General features: G+C 73.5%; 17 protein-coding genes. 13 read left to right on the forward strand and 4 right to left on the reverse strand.

Annotated elements, in window-relative coordinates:
• Positions 1-20 precede the first annotated feature (20 nt).
• The gene (locus FJR00_RS11650) at positions 21-662 is read left to right on the forward strand and encodes a nitroreductase family protein (RefSeq protein ID WP_141338891.1); all 642 of its coding nucleotides are present in this window, start codon (positions 21-23) and stop codon (positions 660-662) included.
• On the opposite strand, the gene FJR00_RS11655 is transcribed toward FJR00_RS11650, so the two are convergent.
• Positions 603-1,607, reverse strand: a complete 1,005-nt coding sequence (locus FJR00_RS11655) for a PfkB family carbohydrate kinase (RefSeq protein WP_238330459.1) — start codon at positions 1,605-1,607, stop codon at positions 603-605. The two genes, FJR00_RS11650 and FJR00_RS11655, sit on opposite strands and share 60 nt — an antisense overlap.
• 60 nt (positions 1,608-1,667) lie before the next feature.
• Here FJR00_RS11655 and FJR00_RS11660 point away from each other — a divergent pair, with 60 nt between their 5' ends.
• Positions 1,668-2,951 carry an amidohydrolase gene (locus FJR00_RS11660; RefSeq protein ID WP_141338892.1) on the forward strand — a complete coding sequence of 428 codons (1,284 nt, stop codon included), beginning with the start codon at positions 1,668-1,670 and terminating at the stop codon, positions 2,949-2,951.
• Positions 2,952-3,003: 52 nt separating this feature from the next.
• Here FJR00_RS11660 and FJR00_RS11665 read toward each other — a convergent pair whose 3' ends face one another.
• The gene (locus FJR00_RS11665; RefSeq protein ID WP_075956814.1) at positions 3,004-3,741 is read right to left on the reverse strand and encodes a 3-hydroxybutyrate dehydrogenase; all 738 of its coding nucleotides are present in this window, start codon (positions 3,739-3,741) and stop codon (positions 3,004-3,006) included.
• A 166-nt stretch (positions 3,742-3,907) separates the two neighbouring features.
• On the opposite strand from FJR00_RS11665, the gene hemG reads away from it, so the two are divergent.
• From hemG to FJR00_RS11690, 5 genes are all read left to right on the forward strand, one after another.
• Positions 3,908-5,404, forward strand: coding sequence for a protoporphyrinogen oxidase (gene hemG / locus FJR00_RS11670; protein WP_141338893.1), 1,497 nt, complete (start codon positions 3,908-3,910; stop codon positions 5,402-5,404).
• Between the two features lie 68 nt (positions 5,405-5,472).
• Positions 5,473-6,636, forward strand: coding sequence for a TIGR04053 family radical SAM/SPASM domain-containing protein (locus tag FJR00_RS11675; RefSeq protein WP_377466491.1), 1,164 nt, complete (start codon positions 5,473-5,475; stop codon positions 6,634-6,636).
• 70 nt (positions 6,637-6,706) lie between these two features.
• On the forward strand, positions 6,707-7,684 hold the full coding sequence (locus FJR00_RS11680; protein ID WP_141338894.1) for an ATP-binding cassette domain-containing protein: 978 nt from the start codon (positions 6,707-6,709) through the stop codon (positions 7,682-7,684).
• Complete coding sequence (locus tag FJR00_RS11685; protein ID WP_141338895.1) at positions 7,681-8,499, forward strand: ABC transporter permease; 819 nt, start codon at positions 7,681-7,683, stop codon at positions 8,497-8,499. The genes FJR00_RS11680 and FJR00_RS11685 overlap by 4 nt, the downstream gene beginning before the upstream one ends.
• Positions 8,500-8,576: 77 nt before the next feature.
• Positions 8,577-9,086: a pyridoxamine 5'-phosphate oxidase family protein gene (locus FJR00_RS11690; protein WP_141338896.1), complete on the forward strand. Its 510-nt coding sequence runs from the start codon at positions 8,577-8,579 to the stop codon at positions 9,084-9,086.
• Positions 9,087-9,105: 19 nt separating this feature from the next.
• Here the strand turns inward: FJR00_RS11690 and FJR00_RS11695 are convergent, their stop codons facing one another.
• A complete protein-coding gene (locus FJR00_RS11695) occupies positions 9,106-9,624 on the reverse strand; it encodes a hypothetical protein (RefSeq protein ID WP_141338897.1) in 519 nt (172 codons plus the stop codon).
• 148 nt (positions 9,625-9,772) lie between these two features.
• Between FJR00_RS11695 and FJR00_RS11700 the strand changes: the two genes are divergently transcribed.
• The 4 genes from FJR00_RS11700 to FJR00_RS11715 are packed head-to-tail and all read left to right on the forward strand — an operon-like array spanning position 9,773 to position 13,062.
• Positions 9,773-10,711: a LysR family transcriptional regulator gene (locus tag FJR00_RS11700; RefSeq protein ID WP_141338898.1), complete on the forward strand. Its 939-nt coding sequence runs from the start codon at positions 9,773-9,775 to the stop codon at positions 10,709-10,711.
• Positions 10,708-11,820 (forward strand): mandelate racemase/muconate lactonizing enzyme family protein, encoded by a 1,113-nt coding sequence (locus tag FJR00_RS11705; protein WP_337678395.1) that lies wholly within the window; start codon positions 10,708-10,710, stop codon positions 11,818-11,820. The genes FJR00_RS11700 and FJR00_RS11705 overlap by 4 nt, the downstream gene beginning before the upstream one ends.
• A gap of 47 nt (positions 11,821-11,867) precedes the next feature.
• Complete coding sequence (catA, locus tag FJR00_RS11710; protein WP_141338899.1) at positions 11,868-12,764, forward strand: catechol 1,2-dioxygenase; 897 nt, start codon at positions 11,868-11,870, stop codon at positions 12,762-12,764.
• A 28-nt stretch (positions 12,765-12,792) separates the two neighbouring features.
• Positions 12,793-13,062 (forward strand): muconolactone Delta-isomerase family protein, encoded by a 270-nt coding sequence (locus FJR00_RS11715; protein ID WP_238330462.1) that lies wholly within the window; start codon positions 12,793-12,795, stop codon positions 13,060-13,062.
• Here FJR00_RS11715 and FJR00_RS11720 read toward each other — a convergent pair.
• Positions 13,059-14,279, reverse strand: coding sequence for an MFS transporter (locus FJR00_RS11720; protein WP_181409613.1), 1,221 nt, complete (start codon positions 14,277-14,279; stop codon positions 13,059-13,061). The two genes, FJR00_RS11715 and FJR00_RS11720, sit on opposite strands and share 4 nt — an antisense overlap.
• A gap of 149 nt (positions 14,280-14,428) precedes the next feature.
• On the opposite strand from FJR00_RS11720, the gene FJR00_RS11725 reads away from it, so the two are divergent.
• A complete protein-coding gene (locus tag FJR00_RS11725; protein ID WP_141338902.1) occupies positions 14,429-16,903 on the forward strand; it encodes a DNA gyrase/topoisomerase IV subunit A in 2,475 nt (824 codons plus the stop codon).
• A 244-nt stretch (positions 16,904-17,147) separates the two neighbouring features.
• Positions 17,148-19,208 (forward strand): MSCRAMM family protein, encoded by a 2,061-nt coding sequence (locus tag FJR00_RS11730; RefSeq protein WP_141338903.1) that lies wholly within the window; start codon positions 17,148-17,150, stop codon positions 19,206-19,208.
• The last annotated feature ends 48 nt before the right edge of the window (positions 19,209-19,256 follow it).

Below are 19,256 nucleotides of genomic sequence, written 5' to 3' on the forward strand. Positions count from 1 at the left end.
GCCGTGCCACCATACGGGGCATGGAGCTGGGAGAGGTCCTGCGACGCCGGCGGATGACCCGGGAGTTCGACCCCGACCGTCCGGTGCCCCCGGAGGTGCTCGCCCGGGTGCTGGACCGCGCCCGGCGCGGCCCCAGCGCGGGCTTCAGCCAGGGCACCGACCTGCTCGTGCTGACCCGCCCCGCCGACCGCGACCGGTGGTGGGCCGCCACGGTGCCGGGCCGGGCAGACCCGGGCTTCGTCCCCGACCGGTGGTTGCGCGGCGTCTCGAGCGCGCCCTGCCTCGTGGTCCTGCTGTCCTCCCCCGAGGCCTACCTGGACCGGTACGCCGAGCCCGACAAGGGACGCACGGACCGGGACGCTGCGACGTGGCCGGTGCCCTGGTGGGACGTGGACACCGGGATGGCCGCGCTGCTGGCGCTGCTGACGGCCGTCGACGAGGGGTTGGGAGCGCTCCTGCTCGGGGTGCCCGGCGACCGCTGGGACGCGGTGCGGGCGGCGTTCGGGATCCCTCCCGACCGCCGTCTGCTCGGCGTGGTCGCGCTGGGGTATGCGGTGGCCCGGCCGCCGGGAGGTTCCGCCCGGCGGCCGCGGAGGCCCCTCTCAGAGGTCGTGCACGACGGGCGGTTCGGCGTGCCCTGGGACGGTCCCGCGGCCCGGTGACCCGCCGGGGCGGTCCTCGTCCCGGTCGGGGGAGGCCAGGAAGGCGTCGACCTCGGCCCGCGTCGGGGCCGTCGCGGGTCCGCGGCGGGTCACCTTGATCGCGCCGGCGGCGTTGGCCCGCCGGGCGGCCGTGACCCAGTCGGTGCCGAGGGTCCGTTCGGCGCAGAGCACCCCCGTGTGGGCGTCCCCGGCACCGTTGGTGTCGACCGGGACCTGGGGGAACCCCGGCACCGTGGTCGTCGCGCCCTCGACGTGGAGCACGCACCCGTCCGCGCCGTCCCGGACCACGACGACGGCACCCTCGGGCAGGTGCCCGGCCACGGCGCCCGCGGCGGCGGCGACGTCCCCCACCCCGGTGAGCTCCTTGGCCTCGAGCGCGTTGGAGGTCCACACCTGGGTCAGCGCCAGCATCCGGGCCCGGTCCTCCCCCGGCATCTCCGCCAGGGCGGCCCCGGGGTCCAGGACGACCTGCACCCCCTCGGGCAGCCCCTCGAGCCACTCCAGGAGCGGCTCCCTCGTCGGGGGGTAGAGGCTGTAGCCGGTGACGCAGACGACGTCGCCGGGGGCCGGGCCGCTGCGGGCCAGGGAGTCGACGCTGATGCGGCGCTCCGCGCCGTAGGTGGTGATGAAGGTGCGTTCGGCGGTGGGCTCCACCAGCACCACGCAGATCCCGGTGTCCTCCCCGGGCACGGGCGGGTCGGCCAGGTGCACGCCCTCCGCGGTGAGGGCCTGCCGGACGAGGTCTCCGTTGGGCCCGCTGCCGTGGGCCCCCGCGTGCACGGCCCGGGCCCCGGTACGGGCGGCGGCCAGCAGGATGCTCACCGCTCCTCCGGCGTAGCGCTGCGAGGAGTGCGCGTTGACGTTGCCGCCGCGGACCGGCAGACCGCCGACCTCGAGCACGACGTCGACCAGCGCCTGCCCGGTGTGGATCACCCGTGATGTCACCCGCACAGCCTGCCACGGGCTAGCGTCGGGCCAGCACCCGCACCGCACCGAGGAGAGCCCGTGACCACCACCGCCCCCACGTCCGCCGTCACCGCCGTCCTGACCGGGCTGCCCGGGATCCGGCCCTGGCTGGAGGAGACCTACCGCTGGCTCCACGCGCACCCCGAGCTGTCGCTGCAGGAGCACGCAACCGCGGACCGCGTGGTCGAGGAGGTGCGGGCGATGCCCGGCGCCGAGGAGGCCGAGGTCCTCACCGGCCTCGGCGGCACCGGCGTGGCCGTCGTCGTGCGCCACGGGGAGGGACCCACGGTCCTCGTCCGCGCCGACATGGACGGTCTCCCGGTCCGTGAGGACACCGGGCTGCCCTACGCCTCGACGGCGACCGCGACCAACGCGGCGGGCGAGGCGGTCCCCGTCATGCACGCATGCGGCCACGACACCCACGTGGCCACCCTCCTGGCGACGCTGCGTCTGCTGCTGGCGGCCCCGGACACGTGGTCGGGCACCCTGGTCGCCGTCTTCCAGCCCGCCGAGGAGCAGTTCAACGGGGCCGAGGCCATGGTCGCCGACGGCCTCGTCGACCGGCTCCCCCGCCCCGACGTCGCCCTGGGCCAGCACGTCCTGCCCGGGCCGGCGGGGTCGGTGCAGGTCGCCGCCGGCCCGATCATGGCCAGCTGCGACGACTTCCGGATCACGCTGCGCGGCCGAGGAGGCCACGGGTCGGCGCCGCACACGGCGATCGACCCGGTGGTCATGGCCGCCTCGCTCGTGGTCCGGCTGCAGACGATCGTCTCCCGCCAGGTGTCGCCCCGGGCCACTGCCGTCGTCACGGTCGGCCGGATCGCGGCCGGCACGAAGACCAACATCATCCCCGAGACCGCCGTCGTGGAGGGGACCGTGCGCACCTACGACGACGAGGTGGCCCGCCGGTGCCTGGACATCCTGCACCGCACGGCACGGGCGGAGGCGGCGGCCTGGGGCGCGCCGGAACCCCTCGTGGAGACCTTCGACCACCTGCCGGTGACCGACAACGACACCGCGACCACGGACCGGGTGCGGTCGGCGCTGGCGGCCGAGCTCGGGGCGGAGCAGGTCCGCGAGTTCGAGCCGGAGATGGGCTCGGAGGACTTCTCCGAGCTGCCGAACGCGTGGGGCGTGCCCTACTGCTACTGGGGCTTCGGCGCCTTCGACGCCCGGCGGTGGGCCGACGCCGAGGCCGCCGGCACCCAGGCGGCCGACTTCCCGGACAACCACGCCCCGCAGTTCGCTCCGGTGCTGCAGCCGACCCTGGACACCGGCGTGCGGGCCATGGTGGCAGCGACGATGTCCTGGCTGGGCCGCTGACGTCGGCCCGGCCGGGCGGGGCGGCGGGGCGGGCAATCAGCGCGCACGTCGGCTACTGGGCGGTCCAGCCGCCGTCCATCGTGTAGGAGGTGCCCGTCACCATCCCGGCGTCGTCGCTCATGAGGAAGGCCGCCAGGGCGGCGACCTCGGCCGGCTCGACGAGGCGCTTGACCGCCGAGCGGGTGAGCATGATCTTCTCCACCACCTCCGCCTCGGGGATCCCGTGGGTGACCGCCTGGTCGGCGATCTGCTTCTCCACGAGCGGGGTGCGCACGTAGCCCGGGTTGATGCAGTTGGAGGTCACCCCGTGCGCAGCCCCCTCCAGGGCGGCGACCTTGGACAGGCCCTCCAGGCCGTGCTTGGCGGAGACGTAGGCGGACTTGAACGCCGAGGCCCGCAGGCCGTGGGCCGAGGACACGTTGACGATCCGGCCCCACCCCCGCGCGTACATGTGCGGCAGCGCGGCCCGGACCAGCAGGAACGGCGACTCGAGCATCAGCCGGTGGATGAGCCGGAAGTCGGCCGGGTCGTACTCGTGGATGGGCGCGACCCGCTGGACCCCCGCGTTGTTGACGAGGACGTCGCACTCCAGCCGCAGGTCCTCCAGCGCGGCGGTGTCGGACAGGTCGACCACCCACGTCTCCCCGTCGACCGCCTCGGCGACCCGCTCGGCGGCCTTCGGGTCCCGGTCGGCCACGACCACCCGCATCCCGTCCTGGGCGCTGCGCCGGGCGATGGCCTCCCCGATGCCGCTGCCTCCACCGGTGACCAGCACGGTCCGAGTCGTCATCCCTGCCTCCTCGCGACCCTCCCGGGCCGTCGGTCGTCGTCGTTCCCAGGGGAGACCATCGCACACGGCGCGACCCGGAGGGGCAGACGAGGCCCGGTCCCGGGAAACAGGATCGACGCCCGCGCGCCGTCGGGCCGCTCCCTGCTGACCACGTCACTACTACGGCATGTCAGACTTGGTCGTCGCTGTTTTTCCCCTCACAGGAGGCCCGGTGCCAGACCTTCCGACTCTTACGTCGTCCTCCGGCGGACCGGACTCGCCTTCCCGCCGCACGGTCGCCGTCGTGGGCGGTGGGTTCACCGGCCTGCTGGCCGCCCGACAGCTGCGGGCGGAAGGCGCCGACGTCCTGCTCCTGGAGGCCTCGGAGCGGATGGGCGGCCAGATCCGGACCGTGCCGGTGGCCGGCGTCCCGGTGGACGTGGGCGCCGAGGCGATGCACCTGGCCGCCCCGGGGACGGCCGAGCTGCTCGACGAGCTCGACCTCACGGAGTCCATGGTCGCCGCGCGCACCGGGCGGAGCTGGCTGGTCACGCCGCGCGGCCTGCGGCCGTTGCCGGCCGGTGTCGGGCCCGCGGGTCCGACCCGGCTGCGGCCCGTGGTCCGCAGCCGGGTGATGACCGTCCCGGGGATGGCCAGGGCCGGGTTGGAGCCGCTGCTGGTGCGCTCCGGGCGCGTCCCCACCCTGGAGGCAGGGGAGGACGTCTCCGTGGGTGAGTTCGTGGCAGGCCGGTTCGGCCGGCAGGTGGTCGAGCGGTTCGTGGACCCGCTCCTCGGCGGACTCCACGCGGGGGACGTGCGCCGGCTCAGCCTCCGGGCCTGCGCCCCTGCCCTCGTGCCCGCCGCCGGTTCCGGCCGTTCCCTGCTGGTCCGCCGACGTCCGGGCGCCGCCGGCCGGATGTCGTTCGTCAGCTGGCCGGAAGGGCTGGGCCGGGTGGTCGACCGGCTGGTCGAGGAGCTGGGCGCCACCGTGCGGACCGGGTCGGCCGTCACCGACCTCGCGCGGGAGGGCCGGCGCTGGCGTCTCCGCACCAGCGACGGGGCCACTCACGTCGTGGACGGCGTCGTCCTGGCCGTCGGCGCCGCCGTGGCGGCGGAGCTGCTGGCGCCGCGCTCCCCGACCGCCGCGGAGCAGCTGCGGGCCACCCGGCGTGCCGATGTCGCCACCGTGCTGCTGGCGCTGCCCCGTGCGGCCGTCGCCGACGCCCCCGCCCTCGCGGGCACCGGGATGCTCGTGCCCTCGACGACCGGCTCGACGCTCAAGGCGGCGACCTTCCTGTCCACCAAGTGGGCGCACCTGGACCTGGACGACACCGTCCTGCTGCGGTTGTCGGCGGGACGGGCCGACGGGCCACGCCTCCCGTCGGACGACGAGGAGCTCGTGGACCGGCTCCGCGCGGACCTCGCAGGGTTCACCGGCATCGGTGCGGACCCCGTCCAGGTGCACGTCGAACGGTGGCCCTCCGCCCTGCCCCAGCTGACCGTCGGCCACCCGGCCCGGCTGGCCGCCGCACGGGAGGCCCTCGCCGACGACGCCCCCGGCGTCGAGCTGGCCGGCTCCTCCTACGACGGCCTCGGCCTGACCTCCTGCGCCGCCTCGGCCCGGCGCGCCGTCGACCGGCTGCACGACCACCTCACCCCGACCAAGACCAAGGAGCCTGCGTGACCATCTCCACACCCACCCGGCCGGCCCCTGCCGTGCGCCGCCTGCGGCACGACATCGACGACCGGCCGATGATCGTCATCTGGGAGGTCACCCGGGCCTGCGCCCTCGTCTGCCGGCACTGCCGCGCCGACTCCCAGCCCGTGGGGCACCCCGACCAGCTCACCACCGAGGAGGGCAAGGCGCTCCTCGACGACGTCGCCGCCTTCGGCCGGCCGCAGCCCATCGTCATCCTCACGGGCGGGGACGCCTTCGAGCGGCCCGACCTGCACGAGCTGATCAGCCACGGGGCCGGCCTCGGCCTGCACATGGCCCTGTCCCCCTCCGTCACGCCCAAGCTGACCCACGACGCGGTCCGGCAGATGCACGCCGCCGGGGCCAACTCCATGTCCCTGTCCCTCGACGGTGCCGTGGCCGCGACCCACGACGGGTTCCGCGGCGTCCCGGGCGTCTTCGAGGCCACCCTGGAGGCGGCGCGCTGGATCCGGGCCGACCAGATCCGCCTGCAGGTCAACACCACCGTCACCCGGCACACCGTCGTCGAGCTGCCGGCGATGCTGCCGATCATGCTCGACCTCGACGTCTCGCTGTGGAGCCTGTTCTTCCTCGTCCCCACTGGGCGCGGCCAGCAGCTGCAGACCCTCGACCCTCCGCAGATCGAGGACGTCCTGCACTGGATGGCCGACATCTCGGGCACGCTGGCGGTCAAGACCACCGAGGCGCCGCAGTACCGCCGTGTCCTGGTCCAGCGGGCCCGCCGCCGGGCGGAGGGGCTCGACCCCCACGACCCGGAGCATCGCGGCGACACCTACCGGCGGCTGACGGAGGACACCCGGGAGCACCTGGAGCGGTGGCGGGCGCAGGGCAATACCGTGCCGCAGCGTCCTCCCCGGCCGCCGATCGACATCAACTCCGGCCGCGGCTTCGCCTTCGTCGACCACCTCGGCCACGTCTACCCCAGCGGCTTCTTCCCTGAGCACTGCGGCAACGTCAAGGAGGGCGGGTTCCGCGAGGTCTACCGCACCAGCGAGCTGCTGCGGTCGTTGCGCCGTCCCGAACGGTTCCACGGCAAGTGCGGGGTGTGCGAGTTCAACGACGTGTGTGGCGGCTCGCGCAGCCACGCCTACGCCGTCACGGGCGACATCCTGGGCAGCGACCCCACGTGCGCCTACGTGCCGGAGGCCCTGCGCGCCCCCACCCAACGACCGGGGCACGCCACCTCCGCGCCCGCCTGAGGCAGGACCCGCGGAGAGGGGCGCGGCCGCATACCCCCGGTCTGTCGGTGCCGGTCCCTATCCTTGCCCGGTGGCCATGATCGAGGCGCGCGACCTGCGCAAGACCTACCGCTCCCGCAGCGGGGACGTGCACGCCCTCGACGGGCTGACGCTCAGCGTGCCGGAGGGGACGGTCAAGGGACTGCTGGGCCCCAACGGGGCGGGGAAGACGACGACGGTCAAGGTGCTCAACACCCTCATCCGGCCGGACGCGGGCTCGGCCCAGGTGGCCGGCGTCGACGTGCTGGACCAGCCGGGGCGGGTGCGGGAGGTCATCGGGGCCAGCGGGCAGTACGCCGCCGTGGACGAGAACCTCACCGGCCTGGAGAACCTGGAGATGGTCGGCCGGCTCTACCACCTGGGCACCCGGCGCGCCCGCACCAGGGCGCGGGAGCTGGTCGACGCCTTCGACCTCGCCGACGCCGGCGACCGCCCCGTCAAGGGCTTCTCGGGGGGTATGCGGCGCCGCATCGACCTGGCGTGCGCGCTCGTCAACACCCCGCCCGTCCTCTTCCTCGACGAGCCCACCACGGGTCTGGACCCCCGCAGCCGGCTGGGGCTGTGGCAGGTCATCCAGGACCTCGTCGGCGGCGGCACCACCGTGCTCCTGACGACGCAGTACCTCGAGGAGGCCGACCACCTGGCCGACCACATCAGCGTCGTCGACCACGGCCGGGTCATCGCCGAGGGCACCGCCGACGAGCTCAAGGGTCAGCTCGGCGGGCACCGGATCGTCGTCACCCTGGTCGAGGGCCAGGACGCGCCCGCCGCCGAGGAGGTGCTGGCCCGCCACGGGTCGGGCGAGGTGCACGTCGACGCCGCCGGCCGCACGCTCGACGTCCCGGTCGACACCGGTCCGGCCGCGCTGCAGCAGGTGCTCACCGACCTCGCGGCGCAGGACGTCCGCCTGCACGACGCCGGCATGCGCCGCCCCACCCTGGACGACGTGTTCCTCACCCTCACGGGCCGGGAGCACGCCGAGGAGACCGAGGAGGGGCAGGGCGCATGAGCGGGGCGGCACCGGAGGGGACCCTGGCGACCTGGTGGTCCGACGGCTGGACCGTCACGTGGCGCAACCTGCTCAAGCTGCGGCGCAACCCCGAGATGCTCGTCTTCGCGGTGCTCCAGCCGATCATGTTCGTGCTGCTGTTCAGCCAGGTCTACGGCGGGTCCATCCAGATCGACGGCGGCAACTACACCGAGTACCTCATGGCCGGGATCTTCGGCCAGACCGTGCTGTTCGGCTCCACGTTCAGCGGCTACCAGATGGCGCAGGACCTCAAGGAGGGCCTGATCGACCGCTTCCGGACGCTGCCGATGCACTCCTCGGCGGTGCTCTTCGGGCGCACCAGCGCCGACCTGGTCCTCAACGCCATCTCGATGGTCATCATGATCGCCACCGGTGCCCTGGTCGGGTGGCGGTTCCACGAGGGGTGGGTGTCCTTCCTGGCCGGCGTGGGGATCCTGCTGCTGTTCAGCTACGCCTTCAGCTGGGTGATGACCCTGATCGGCATCGTCGTGCGCACGCCGGAGGTCATCAACAACGCCTCGTTCATGGTGCTCTTCCCGCTGACCTTCATCTCCAACGCCTTCGTGCAGGCCTCCAACCTGCCCAGGCCGCTCGAGGTCTTCGCCAACTGGAACCCCGTGTCGGCCCTCGTCCAGGCCGCCCGGGAGCTGTTCGGCAACACCGGCACCGCGCCGGTCGCCGACACCTTCCCCATGCAGAACCCGGTCCTGACCGTCCTGGTCGGGTCGGCGCTGATGCTGGCCGTCTTCATCCCCGTGGCGGTCGCACGCTTCCGGCAGGCCTCCTCGCGCTAGCGGAAGCACCCTGACCGTAGGAGGGAGGCTCCCGCAGACACTTTCCCTCGCCCCAGGACGGGGCTACCGTCGGTGGCGTGGATGCCACCCCCGCCGCCGACCGACCGGTCCTGCCCGAGGGCTACGGGTTGCCGGCCACGACGGCCGGGCTGCTGGACTGGAGCACGGTCGAGGCCCGGTTGCGCACGGCCCGGCACTACTGGCTCGGCAGCGTCCGGCCCGACGGTCGCCCGCACGCCGTGCCGCGGTGGGGCGTCTGGCTGGACGGCCGGTTCTGGTACGACGGCGCTCCCACGACCCGGCACACGCGCAACGTGGACCGCAACCCCGCCGTCACCCTCACCCTGGAGAGCGGCACCGAGGTGGTGATCGTCGAGGGCGAGTCGCACGCGACCCGGGCGGAGCCGGACGGGTGGGGCACGCGCCTGGCCGAGGCGTTCGCCAAGTACGACGACGCCGGCTACTCCCCCGGCCCCGACTCCTGGTCGGGGCAGGACGGCGGCGGCCTGCGCGTGATCACGCCGCACGTGGTGCTCGCGTGGTTCGACTTCCCCACCGACTGCACCCGGTTCGCCTTCGGGCTCTGACCCGACGGCCGGGAGGAGCTCACGGCTGGGGCCACCCGCCGAGGGTGCCCAGGTGGGCGAGCAGCACCCAGGTCCCCTCGACCGTCACGTCGTAGCCCCCGCCCTCCAGGTGCAGCCGCCACCGGGCGTCGGGCGTCCGCAGCCACCGGCCGCCCCGGCCGAGCCGGCGGGCGTCCACGAGCCGCAGCCGGCGCAGCGGCAAGTGCAGGTCGACCGGCTCGACGTCGGACGGGTGGGCGTCGACGACGAGGCCGTCGCAGCGCACGGTGGCCCGCCAGGGACCGGGGCCATCGGGCAGGCCGGGCCCGGTGCCGGACACCCTCACCCGACCCAAGGGGTCCGCGTCGACCCGCGGGTCCAGGCCGTCCAGGTCGCGCACCCGGTTGATCCTGGTGGTGCCGTGCCCGGAGCCGAGGACCTGGAGGACGGTCGTGAGGATGTGCACGGCCCGACGGGCCACCCGTGTGCCGGGAGCCGCCGGCAGGACCGCCCAGGCGACGGTCGAGGACAGCCGCCGTACCTCGCCGCCGCTCCGCATGCCTGGAGTCTGGCACGTGGCCGGCCCCGCGACGCCGGATAACTCATTCCTGTCGCGAATCAATGAGCGTCGATCTGTTCTTGTGCGCCCCGCCCACAGCCCAGTACCGTCGAGGAGAACGGCAGGCGACGACAGGGAGGTGCGCGGCATGGACGTCGAGGTCCGCCACCTGCGCTGCTTCCTGGCCGTCGCCGACACGCTCCACTTCGGCCGCGCCGCCGAGCAGCTGCACCTGGCCCAGCCGGCGGTCTCCAAGTCGGTGCGTCAGCTCGAGCGCGAGCTCGGCGTGGACCTGCTGGTTCGGACCACCCGGTCGGTGTCCCTCACCCCCGCCGGGGCGGAGTACGCCGACCGCGCCCGGGGCCTCACCGCGCGCCTCGCCGAGGCGGCCGTGGCCGCCCGCGCGACCGCCGACGGACGGTCGGGCACCCTGCGCCTGGGTGTCACCGGCTCGGCGACCTTCGGCTTCCTCCCCGCCCTGGCCCGGGCCGCCGCGACGGCGATGCCGGACGTGAGCCTCCAGGTGCGCACCGAGATGCTCACCCCCGAGCAGGAACGTGCCCTGCTGGACGACCAGCTCGACGTCGGCGTGCTGCGCCTGCCCACGGGCTCCCCGGACCTGGAGCACGTCGTCGTCGCCCGCGATCGTCTCGTCGCCGCCCTGCCGGCCGGCCACCCGTCGGCTGGGGGCGAGGGCGTCCTGCCGCTGGCCGAGCTGGCCGACGCCACCTTCATCACCTACGCCGACCGCACCGGCTCGGTCGTGCTCCGCGCCGTGCTGGACGCCTGCCAGGACGCCGGCTTCGTCCCGCGCCGGGCCCACGAGGTCACCGAGACGTCCACGACCGTGGCCCTGGTCGCCGCCGGTCTGGGGGTGGCCCTGGTCCCGGAGTCCGCGGCGGCGCTGACCCTCGACGGGGTGGTCTTCCGCCCGGTCGACTCCCACCGGCGGCTCGACCTGGCGCTGGCCTGGGCCGCCGGCCGCCCCCGACCCGTCGTCACCCGCCTCGTGGAGGCGTTGCACGCCCACGACCTGATCCCGCGCGACCCGAGCGCACCCCCCACGCCCGTCGAGGAGACCCTGTGATTGACCTGACGATCACCGACGTCGAGGCGATCCCCTTCGCGATCCCCTACACCAAGCCGCTGCGCTTCGCCTCCGGTGAGGTCCGAACCGCCGACCACGTCCTCGTCCGCGTGCGCACCGCCGCGGGCGTCGTGGGGCAGGCCGAGGCGCCGCCCCGGCCGTTCACCTACGGGGAGACGCAATCCTCGATCGTCGCCGTCGTCGAGCAGCTCTTCGGCCCCGCCCTCGTGGGCACCTCGGTGCTGGACCGAGAGCTGCACCGCGCCCGCCTGCACCGCACGATCGCGAACCCGACCGCCAAGGCCGCGCTGGACATGGCCACCTGGGACGCCGCGGGGCAGCTCCTCGGCCAGCCCGTGCACCGCCTCCTCGGGGGGTATGCCGAGTCCGTCCGGGTCAGCCACATGCTCGGCTTCGACGACCCGCAGGTCATGGTCCAGGAGGCCGAGCGGATGCGCGAGGCCCACGGCATCACCACCTTCAAGGTCAAGGTCGGCCGCCGGCCCTACCAGCTGGACGTCGCTGTCGTGCGCGCCCTCCGGGAGGCCTTCGGCGACGAGGTCGAGCTCTACGTCGACGGCAACCGCGGCTGGACCGCCTCCGAGTCCGCCCGGGCCCTGGCCGAGATGGCCGACCTGGGGCTGACGCTGGCCGAGGAGCTCAACCCGGCCGACGACGTGCTGGGCCGCCGCTGGCTGGTGCAGCAGTGCCCCGTCCCCTTCGTCGCGGACGAGAGCGCCACCCGCCCCGCCGAGGTCACCCGCGAGATCCTCGGCGGGTCCGCCACCGCGGTCTCGATCAAGACGGCCCGCACCGGCTTCTCCGAGTCCCAGCGCGTGCTGCACCTGGCCGAGGGCCTGGGCGTGGAGGTGGTCGTCGGCAACCAGATCGACGGGCAGGTCGGCACCCTGGCCTCCGTCGTCTTCGCGGCCGCGCACGCCTCCACCTCCGCGCGCGCCGCGGAGCTGTCCAACTTCCTCGACATGAGCGACGACCTGCTCGTCGAGCCGCTCACCATCACCGGCGGCCGGATGGCCGCCCCCACCGCCCCCGGGCTGGGCCTGCACGTCGACCCCGACAAGCTGGCCCGGTACCGGCAGGACGCCTGAGCGTCCGTCCACGACCGTCATTACCGATCACGCGAAGGAGCACGACGATGACCGAGAACAGCGTCCACACCGACGGGCAGGACACCGCCAGCGCCCGGGCCTCGGGCCAGAGCGCCACCGAGTCGTTCCGCAAGAAGCAGCACGCCGGGCTGCAGGTCTCCCAGGAGCGCGTCAGCGCCCTGGCGGGTGACGCGCTCGCCGCGATCCACGACGTCATCCGCAAGCACGAGATGACCTACGAGGAGTACGACGCGCTCAAGGCGTGGCTGATCCAGGTCGGCGAGGACGGCGAGTGGCCGCTCTTCCTCGACGTGTGGGTCGAGCACGTGGTCGAGGACGTCAACACCTCCCACCGCGAGGGCTCCAAGGGCTCCATCGAGGGTCCCTACTACGTTCCGGACGCCCCCGAGCAGGGCGCCCGCGGCACCATCCCGATGCGCGAGGACGAGCCCGGCACCCCGCTGCACTGGACCGGCCAGGTGACCTCCACCGACGGCAGCCCGCTCGGCGGGGCCAAGGTCGAGCTGTGGCACGCCGACGCCGACGGCTTCTACTCCCAGTTCGCCCCCGACATCCCCGAGTGGAACCTGCGCGGGACGTTCACCAGCGACGAGGAGGGCCGTTTCGAGATCGACACCGTCGAGCCGGCGCCCTACCAGATCCCCACCGACGGGGCCTGCGGCAAGCTCATCGCGGCGGCCGGCTGGCACGCCTGGCGCCCGGCGCACCTGCACGTCAAGGTGTCCGCCCCCGGACACGAGCTGCTCACCGCCCAGCTCTACTTCCCCGGCGACCCGCACAACGAGGACGACATCGCCTCGGCGGTCAAGCCCGAGCTCATGCTCGACCCGCAGGACACCGGCGACGGAAAGCGGACGATGGACTATTCCTTCGTCCTCGACCCGGTCTCCGACGAGACCCCCGCGGCCACGACCGTCGCCTGACGGGGCGAGGAGCGTCACCGTGCTCTACATGGTCCGCATGCAGGTGAACCTGCCGCCCGACCTCGACCCCGACCTGCGGGAGAGGCTGGTCGCCGCGGAGAAGGAGTACAGCCAGGGCCTGCAGCGCGAGGGCAAGATCGCCGCGATCTGGCGCGTCTCGGGGCAGTTCGCCAACTACTGCCTCTTCGACGTGGCCGACCACGAGGAGCTGCACGCCTGCGTCTCCGGCCTGCCGATGTTCGGCTGGATCAGCACGCAGGTCGAGGCGCTGAGCCGGCACCCGAACGCGATCGGCTAGGACGGGTCCGGGCCCCGCCCCGACGGGGCCCGGACCACCACGTCCCGCCCGGCGGCCAGGCTGCTCGTGGCCAGGGACAGCGCGAGCGCGACGAGCAGCAGGCCCGGGGCGCCCCACCCGCCGGTCGACTGGGCCAGCCAGCCCACCGCGAACGGACCGGCCGCCCCGATCGTGTAGCCGACCAGCTGAGCCATGGCGTTGAGCGCCCGCACGACGTGCTCGTCGTGCCCCCGCAGCACGATGAGGGTCAGGGCGTAGGTGAACCCGGCCCCCTGGGCCAGCCCACCGACCACCGCCCAGACCGGCCAGGCGGCGGGCGCGAGCAGCAGCCCGGCGACCATGACGGTCCAGGCGAGGGCGATGAGCACCCCGATCCAGCCCTGCCGCGGCCGCATCCGGGCGAAGCCGGCGATCGTCAGGGCCGTGGGGATCGCGGTGATCTGGTAGAGCGCCATCGCCGTCCCCCCGACGGCGTGGGTCACCCCTGCGCGGTCGACGAGGATCGTCGGCAGCCAGGTGGTCAGGGAGTAGTAGAGCGCCGACTGGCTGCCCAGCGCCACCGCGAGGGCCCAGGCCGTCGGCAGCCGCCAGACGAACCGGTCCTCGTGCACCCCGGCAGGGACGGGGGTATGCGGTCGCGCCGGCTCCCCCGCCCCGTCCCGCTCCCGCCGCACCACGTGCCGCACCCATCCCACGACCGCGACGGGGACCAGCACGGCCCACAGGGCCAGCGCGGCCCGCCAGCCCATCAGCTGCGCCAGCGGCACGGTCAGGGCCGAGGTCAGGGCCGCCCCGACGGCGAGGGTGGCGGTGAAGAACCCGGTGACCCGGCTGGCCCGGCCGGCGAAGTCCCGCTTGATCACGACCGGGACCAGGACGTTGCCGACGGTGATGCCCAGCCCCACCACCGCGGTGCCCAGGAGCAGGACGAGCGGCCCGCCCAGCACCCGGACCAGGGTGCCGACGGCGATGAGGGCCAGACCCACGAGCACGGCGCGGCCCGGCCCGAGCCGCCGGCCCAGCCGCGCGGCCAGCGGGGCGGCCAGGGCGAACAGCAGCACCGGCAGGCTCGTCATGAGGGCCGCCTGGGCCGGGGTCAGGCCGACCGCGGCCTGCAGGTCCTCCAGCACCGGCGGCACCGCGGCGATCGCCCCACCAAGGTTGAGCGCGACGAGGACGACCGCGAGGATCGTCAGCAGGCTCGCGCGTCCGGACACCGCGCCACCATAGGCCCGGGGCCCCGGCCGCCCCGCCGGGCCCCGCTGCGCCGCGCCTGCGCGGCCCGCCCGCGCGCACCGCATACCCTGGGGCCGTCCCCGACCATCCCGCCGCCGGACGCGGCAGAGCAAGGAGCGCCCGCACCCCCATGGCCCGCCGCAAGCGCCCTCAGGAGACCGACCTGTTCGACGTCGAGGAGAAGATCGTCGAGATCGACGTCCAGGCGGAGATGGAGGGGGCCTTCCTGGAGTACGCCTACTCGGTGATCTACTCCCGGGCCCTGCCCGACGCGCGGGACGGGCTGAAGCCGGTGCAGCGACGGATCCTCTTCGCGATGGACGAGCTGGGGCTGCGCCCCGACAAGGCCCACGTGAAGTGCTCGCGGGTGGTCGGTGAGGTGATGGGCAAGTACCACCCGCACGGGGACACCGCGATCTACGACGCGATGGTGCGCATGGCCCAGCCGTTCACGATGCGGCTGCCGCTGGTCGACGGGCACGGCAACTTCGGCTCGCTGGACGACGGGCCCGCCGCCAGCCGCTACACCGAGGCGCGGATGGCGCCGGCGGCGCTGCTGATGACCGCCAGCCTGGACGAGAGCACCGTCGACTACGTCCCCAACTACGACGACCAGCTCTACCAGCCCGAGGTGCTGCCGGCGGCCTTCCCCAACCTGCTCGTCAACGGCGCCTCCGGGATCGCGGTCGGCATGGCCACGAACATGCCGCCGCACAACCTCGTCGAGGTGATCGGCGCCGCCCGGCACCTCATCGCGAACCCCGAGGCCGACCTGGAGGCGCTCATGCGCTTCGTGCCCGGCCCCGACCTGCCGCTGGGCGGGCGGATCGTCGGGCTGGACGGCATCCGGGACGCCTACGAGACCGGGCGCGGGTCGTTCCGGACCCGGGCCACCGCGCGGATCGAGAACGTCACCCCGCGCAAGAAGGGCATCGTCGTCACCGACCTGCCCTACCTCGTGGGCCCGGAGAAGGTCATCGAGAAGGTCAAGCAGCTGGTCCAGGCCAAGAAGCTGCAGGGCATCTCCGACATCGTCGACCTCACCGACCGGTCCAAGGGCCTGCACCTGGTCATCGAGGTCAAGACCGGCTTCAACCCCGAGGCCGTGCTCGAGCAGCTCTACAAGATGACGCCGATGGAGGAGTCCTTCGGCATCAACAACGTCGCCCTGGTCGACGGCCAGCCGCGGACGCTCGGCCTGAAGCAGCTGCTCCAGGTCTACGTCGACTTCCGCACCGACGTCGTGCGCCGGCGCACCGGGCACCGGCTGGGGAAGAAGCAGGACCGGCTGCACCTGGTCGAGGGGCTGCTCGTCGCGATCCTCGACATCGACGAGGTCATCCAGCTCATCCGCGCGGCCGAGGACGTGGCCACCGCCCGCACCCGCCTCATGCAGGTCTTCGACCTGTCCGAGATCCAGGCCAACCACATCCTGGACCTGCAGCTGCGCCGGCTGACCAAGTTCTCCCGGATCGAGCTGGAGGCCGAGCGCGACGACCTGCTGCGCGAGATCGAGCGCCTGGAGGCGCTCCTGGCCGACGAGCAGCTGCTGCGCCGGCAGGTCTCCGACGAGCTCGCGGAGGTCGCCAAGGAGCACGGCACCCCGCGCCGCACCGTCCTCCTGGAGTCGGACGGGCAGTCGTCGGGCATGCCGTCCGCCGGCGCCGGGGCGCAGACCGCCCGGGGCGGGGCCGGGCTGGAGGTCGCCGACGACCCGTGCCGGGTGCTGCTGTCCTCGACCGGTCTGCTGGCGCGCACGACCACCGACGAACCGCTGGGCAGCGGGGGACGGCGCTCCAAGCACGACGTCATCGTCGCCGAGGTGCTGGCCACCGCTCGCGGGCACGTGGGCCTGGTCACCTCCGCCGGGCGGGTCGTCAAGCTGTCCGTGGTGGAGCTGCCCACCGTGCCGCCGACCGCCGATGCCCCGTCCCTGTCCGGCGGGGTGCCCCTGAGCGCGTTCGTCGACCTGCCGCCGGACGAGAGGGCGCTGACCCTGTGCACGCTGACCGGCGAGGGTCCGGGGCTGGCCCTGGGCACGGCCCAGGGGGTGGTCAAGCGGGTCAACCCCGACTACCCCGGCAACAAGGACGCCTTCGAGGTGGTCTCCCTCAAGGACGGCGACCGGGTCGTCGGCGCGGTCGAGCTGACGACCGGCGAGGAGTCGCTGGTCTTCGTCACCACCGACGCCCACCTGCTGCACTTCTCCGCCTCCCTGGTCCGGCCGCAGGGCCGGACCGGCGGCGGGGTGGCCGGGGTCAAGCTGTCCGCCGGCGCCTCGGTCGTCTCTTTCACGGCGGTCGAGGCCGGGCGGGAGAACGTCGTCGTCACGGTCGCCGGGTCGGCCGGGTCGCCGGCCGGCACCCAGACCGGCACGGTCAAGGTGACCGACATGTGGGCCTATCCGGCCAAGGGCCGGGCGACCGGCGGCGTCCGCTGCCACCGGTTCCTCCGCGGCGAGGACGCCCTCGTGCTGGCCTGGGCCGGGGCCGCCCCACCCAGGGCCGCCTCCGGCAACGGCGTCCCGGTCGAGCTGCCCGAGACCAACGACAAGCGGGACGGGTCGGGCACCCCGGCAGTCGCCCCGATCACGTCCGTGGGCTGAGCGTCAAGTCCTCCCGTCCTGGGCCTTGCGACCCGGGTGTGACCTGGAGCACACTGTGAAGCGGTGGAGCACCACCGAGCCTGGGCCGAGCGATATCGGCCCGACCCGTCAGACGCCCGTGAGGACGCCATCCGCGGCCCGTATGGGGGGCCGCGCCCGTGAGATGGCCCGGTCCGTGACGACCGTGGCCGACCCGTGACGCCGGCAGTCTCGGGGATGCCGGCAGGCAGCCGAAGGACCCACCATGTCCGCAGCACCCGTGCATCCAGGCACGTCCACCTCCCGGCGCAGACGAGGACTTCTCGCCGGCCTGTCGTCCGCGGCGGTGCTCGCCGCGACCGCGACCGTCCCGTCCGCCTGGGCGGAGCACTACCAGGCCTCGCTCGAGGGCAGCATGTTCGAGATCGACGACGACGCCAACCTGGCCGTCGACGTCGAAGGAAATCGCGACTGGGCCAACGTCGACCAGGTCTTCGACGACGACGAGCCCAGCGGTCAAGGCGACGACTCCTACAGCGGAGGTGTCAAGGAGGACACCTCCTGTCCCGGGGAGACGACCGGGAGCATCCCGAACAACAAGTCCGACCTGCTCCAGTTCGGCACCTGGGTCGAGGACGGCGACCCTGGTTTCCTGCACATGTACTGGGTGCGGGTGAGCGAACCCAAGGGGACCACCCTCATGGACTTCGAGTTCAACCAGTCGGCCACCGACTGCGACACCGGGCCGAACAAGATCCGCACCGACGGCGACCTGCTCCTGGAGTACTCCATCGACCAGGGGGGCGCGCGCGCCGCGATGACCCTCCGTCGGTGGGACGCCGCTGCCGGCCTGTGGGGACCGGCCACCGACATCACGGCTGCCGCCGACGCCGCCGGGACGATCAACGGCAGCCCCATCGATCAGACGGACACCCTCACCCAGGACCAGTCCGCCCGGACCTTCGGCGAGGCCAGCGTCGACCTCGACGCGATCTTCGACGACACCAAGTGCACCTCGTTCGGCTCCGCGATGCTCAAGAGCCGCTCGTCGGACTCGTTCACCTCCCAGTTGAAGGACTTCATCTCCCCTGTCCCGCTGACGCTGACCAACTGCGGTCAGGTCAAGATCAGCAAGCAGACCGACCCGGACGGGGCCACCCAGCTGTTCGACTTCGCCAAGTCGTTCGGCACCGACCCGTCCTCCACCGACCGCGACACCTTCCAGCTCGCGGACGACGAGACCGAGTCGTTCACCAACGTGCTCTTCGGCGACGGCTACACCGTCTCTGAGTCGAGCCTGCCGAACGGGTGGAGCTTCGAGGACATCGACTGCGACGCGAGCACCGGCTTCGTCACCGAGGGCGAGGGGCAGGACCTGTCCATCGACCTCACGACCAGGACGGTGACCTTCGACATCGACGACGACCAGGACGTGCTCGACTGCACGTTCTACAACAAGGCCCTCGCGGACCTGACGATCGTCAAGGAGGTCGAGGACGCACCGGGCGGTCAGTCCTTCAGCTTCACCGAGGACGTCCCCGGCGGCGAGGGCGACACCGGCACCTTCAGCCTCACCCCCACCGGGACCGGGGCCGATGGATCCGACTCGACCGGGGCCGACTTCCACGGCATCGACACCGGCACCTACACCGTGACCGAAACCGTGCCAGCCGGCTGGAACCTGGTCAGCGCGACCTGCGACGACGAGGATCTCACCGACCTGCTGGCCGAGGACGGCGACGGCACCATCACCCTGGGCGCCGGTGACGACGTCACCTGCACCTTCGTCAACGAGCGCGAGCGTGGCGCGATCGAGATCACCAAGACGAGGAAGCACGCGGCGGCCGGCGGGACCGCCCCGCACGCCGGGGTGACCTTCACCGTCGACTCCGACCTCCAGGACGAGGAGGGCGAGCCCGTCTTCAGCACCACCGTGCAGACGGACGCCACCGGCACCGCCTGCGTGGACGGGCTGCTCTACGGCAGCTACACCGTCACCGAGACGGTCCCGGCGGACTACGTCTCCGACGACACGACGCAGACGGCGACCGTGAGTGTCGAGTCCACCTGTGGTGACGGCAAGGAGGCCACGGTCTCCTTCGTCAACACGCCGTTGACCGACGTGACCGTGACCGTGGACAGCCTGGTCCCGGGAGGCACCGCCTCGACCGTGGTCTGCACCGACCAGGACGACACCACCGTGACCCCGGACACGAGCACCCCGGGCACGGACGCCGCCCTGGGCGACCTCACCGTCACCTTCGAGGACCTCGAGCCGACGGATCCGGACGCGACGCTGATCTGCACGATCACCGTCGACCCGTGACCCGCTGACCGTCGGAGCGGCCGGTCGGGCCCGAGCCCGGCCGGCCGC

Origin of the sequence: Ornithinimicrobium kibberense, from assembly GCF_006519705.1 — a bacterium.
GTDB classification, from domain to species: domain Bacteria; phylum Actinomycetota; class Actinomycetes; order Actinomycetales; family Dermatophilaceae; genus Ornithinicoccus; species Ornithinicoccus kibberensis.

Bases quoted from the DNA above. Each gene is read 5' to 3' on its own strand.
- FJR00_RS11650 (WP_141338891.1), top strand. From the start codon at position 21: ATGGAGCTGGGAGAGGTCCTGCGACGCCGGCGGATGACCCGGGAGTTC.
- FJR00_RS11665 (WP_075956814.1), bottom strand. From the start codon at position 3,741: ATGACGACTCGGACCGTGCTGGTCACCGGTGGAGGCAGCGGCATCGGG.
- hemG (WP_141338893.1), top strand. From the start codon at position 3,908: ATGTCAGACTTGGTCGTCGCTGTTTTTCCCCTCACAGGAGGCCCGGTG.
- FJR00_RS11675 (WP_377466491.1), top strand. From the start codon at position 5,473: ATGATCGTCATCTGGGAGGTCACCCGGGCCTGCGCCCTCGTCTGCCGG.
- FJR00_RS11685 (WP_141338895.1), top strand. From the start codon at position 7,681: ATGAGCGGGGCGGCACCGGAGGGGACCCTGGCGACCTGGTGGTCCGAC.
- FJR00_RS11695 (WP_141338897.1), bottom strand. From the start codon at position 9,624: ATGCGGAGCGGCGGCGAGGTACGGCGGCTGTCCTCGACCGTCGCCTGG.
- FJR00_RS11700 (WP_141338898.1), top strand. From the start codon at position 9,773: ATGGACGTCGAGGTCCGCCACCTGCGCTGCTTCCTGGCCGTCGCCGAC.
- catA (WP_141338899.1), top strand. From the start codon at position 11,868: ATGACCGAGAACAGCGTCCACACCGACGGGCAGGACACCGCCAGCGCC.
- FJR00_RS11715 (WP_238330462.1), top strand. From the start codon at position 12,793: ATGGTCCGCATGCAGGTGAACCTGCCGCCCGACCTCGACCCCGACCTG.
- FJR00_RS11725 (WP_141338902.1), top strand. From the start codon at position 14,429: ATGGCCCGCCGCAAGCGCCCTCAGGAGACCGACCTGTTCGACGTCGAG.
- FJR00_RS11730 (WP_141338903.1), top strand. From the start codon at position 17,148: ATGTCCGCAGCACCCGTGCATCCAGGCACGTCCACCTCCCGGCGCAGA.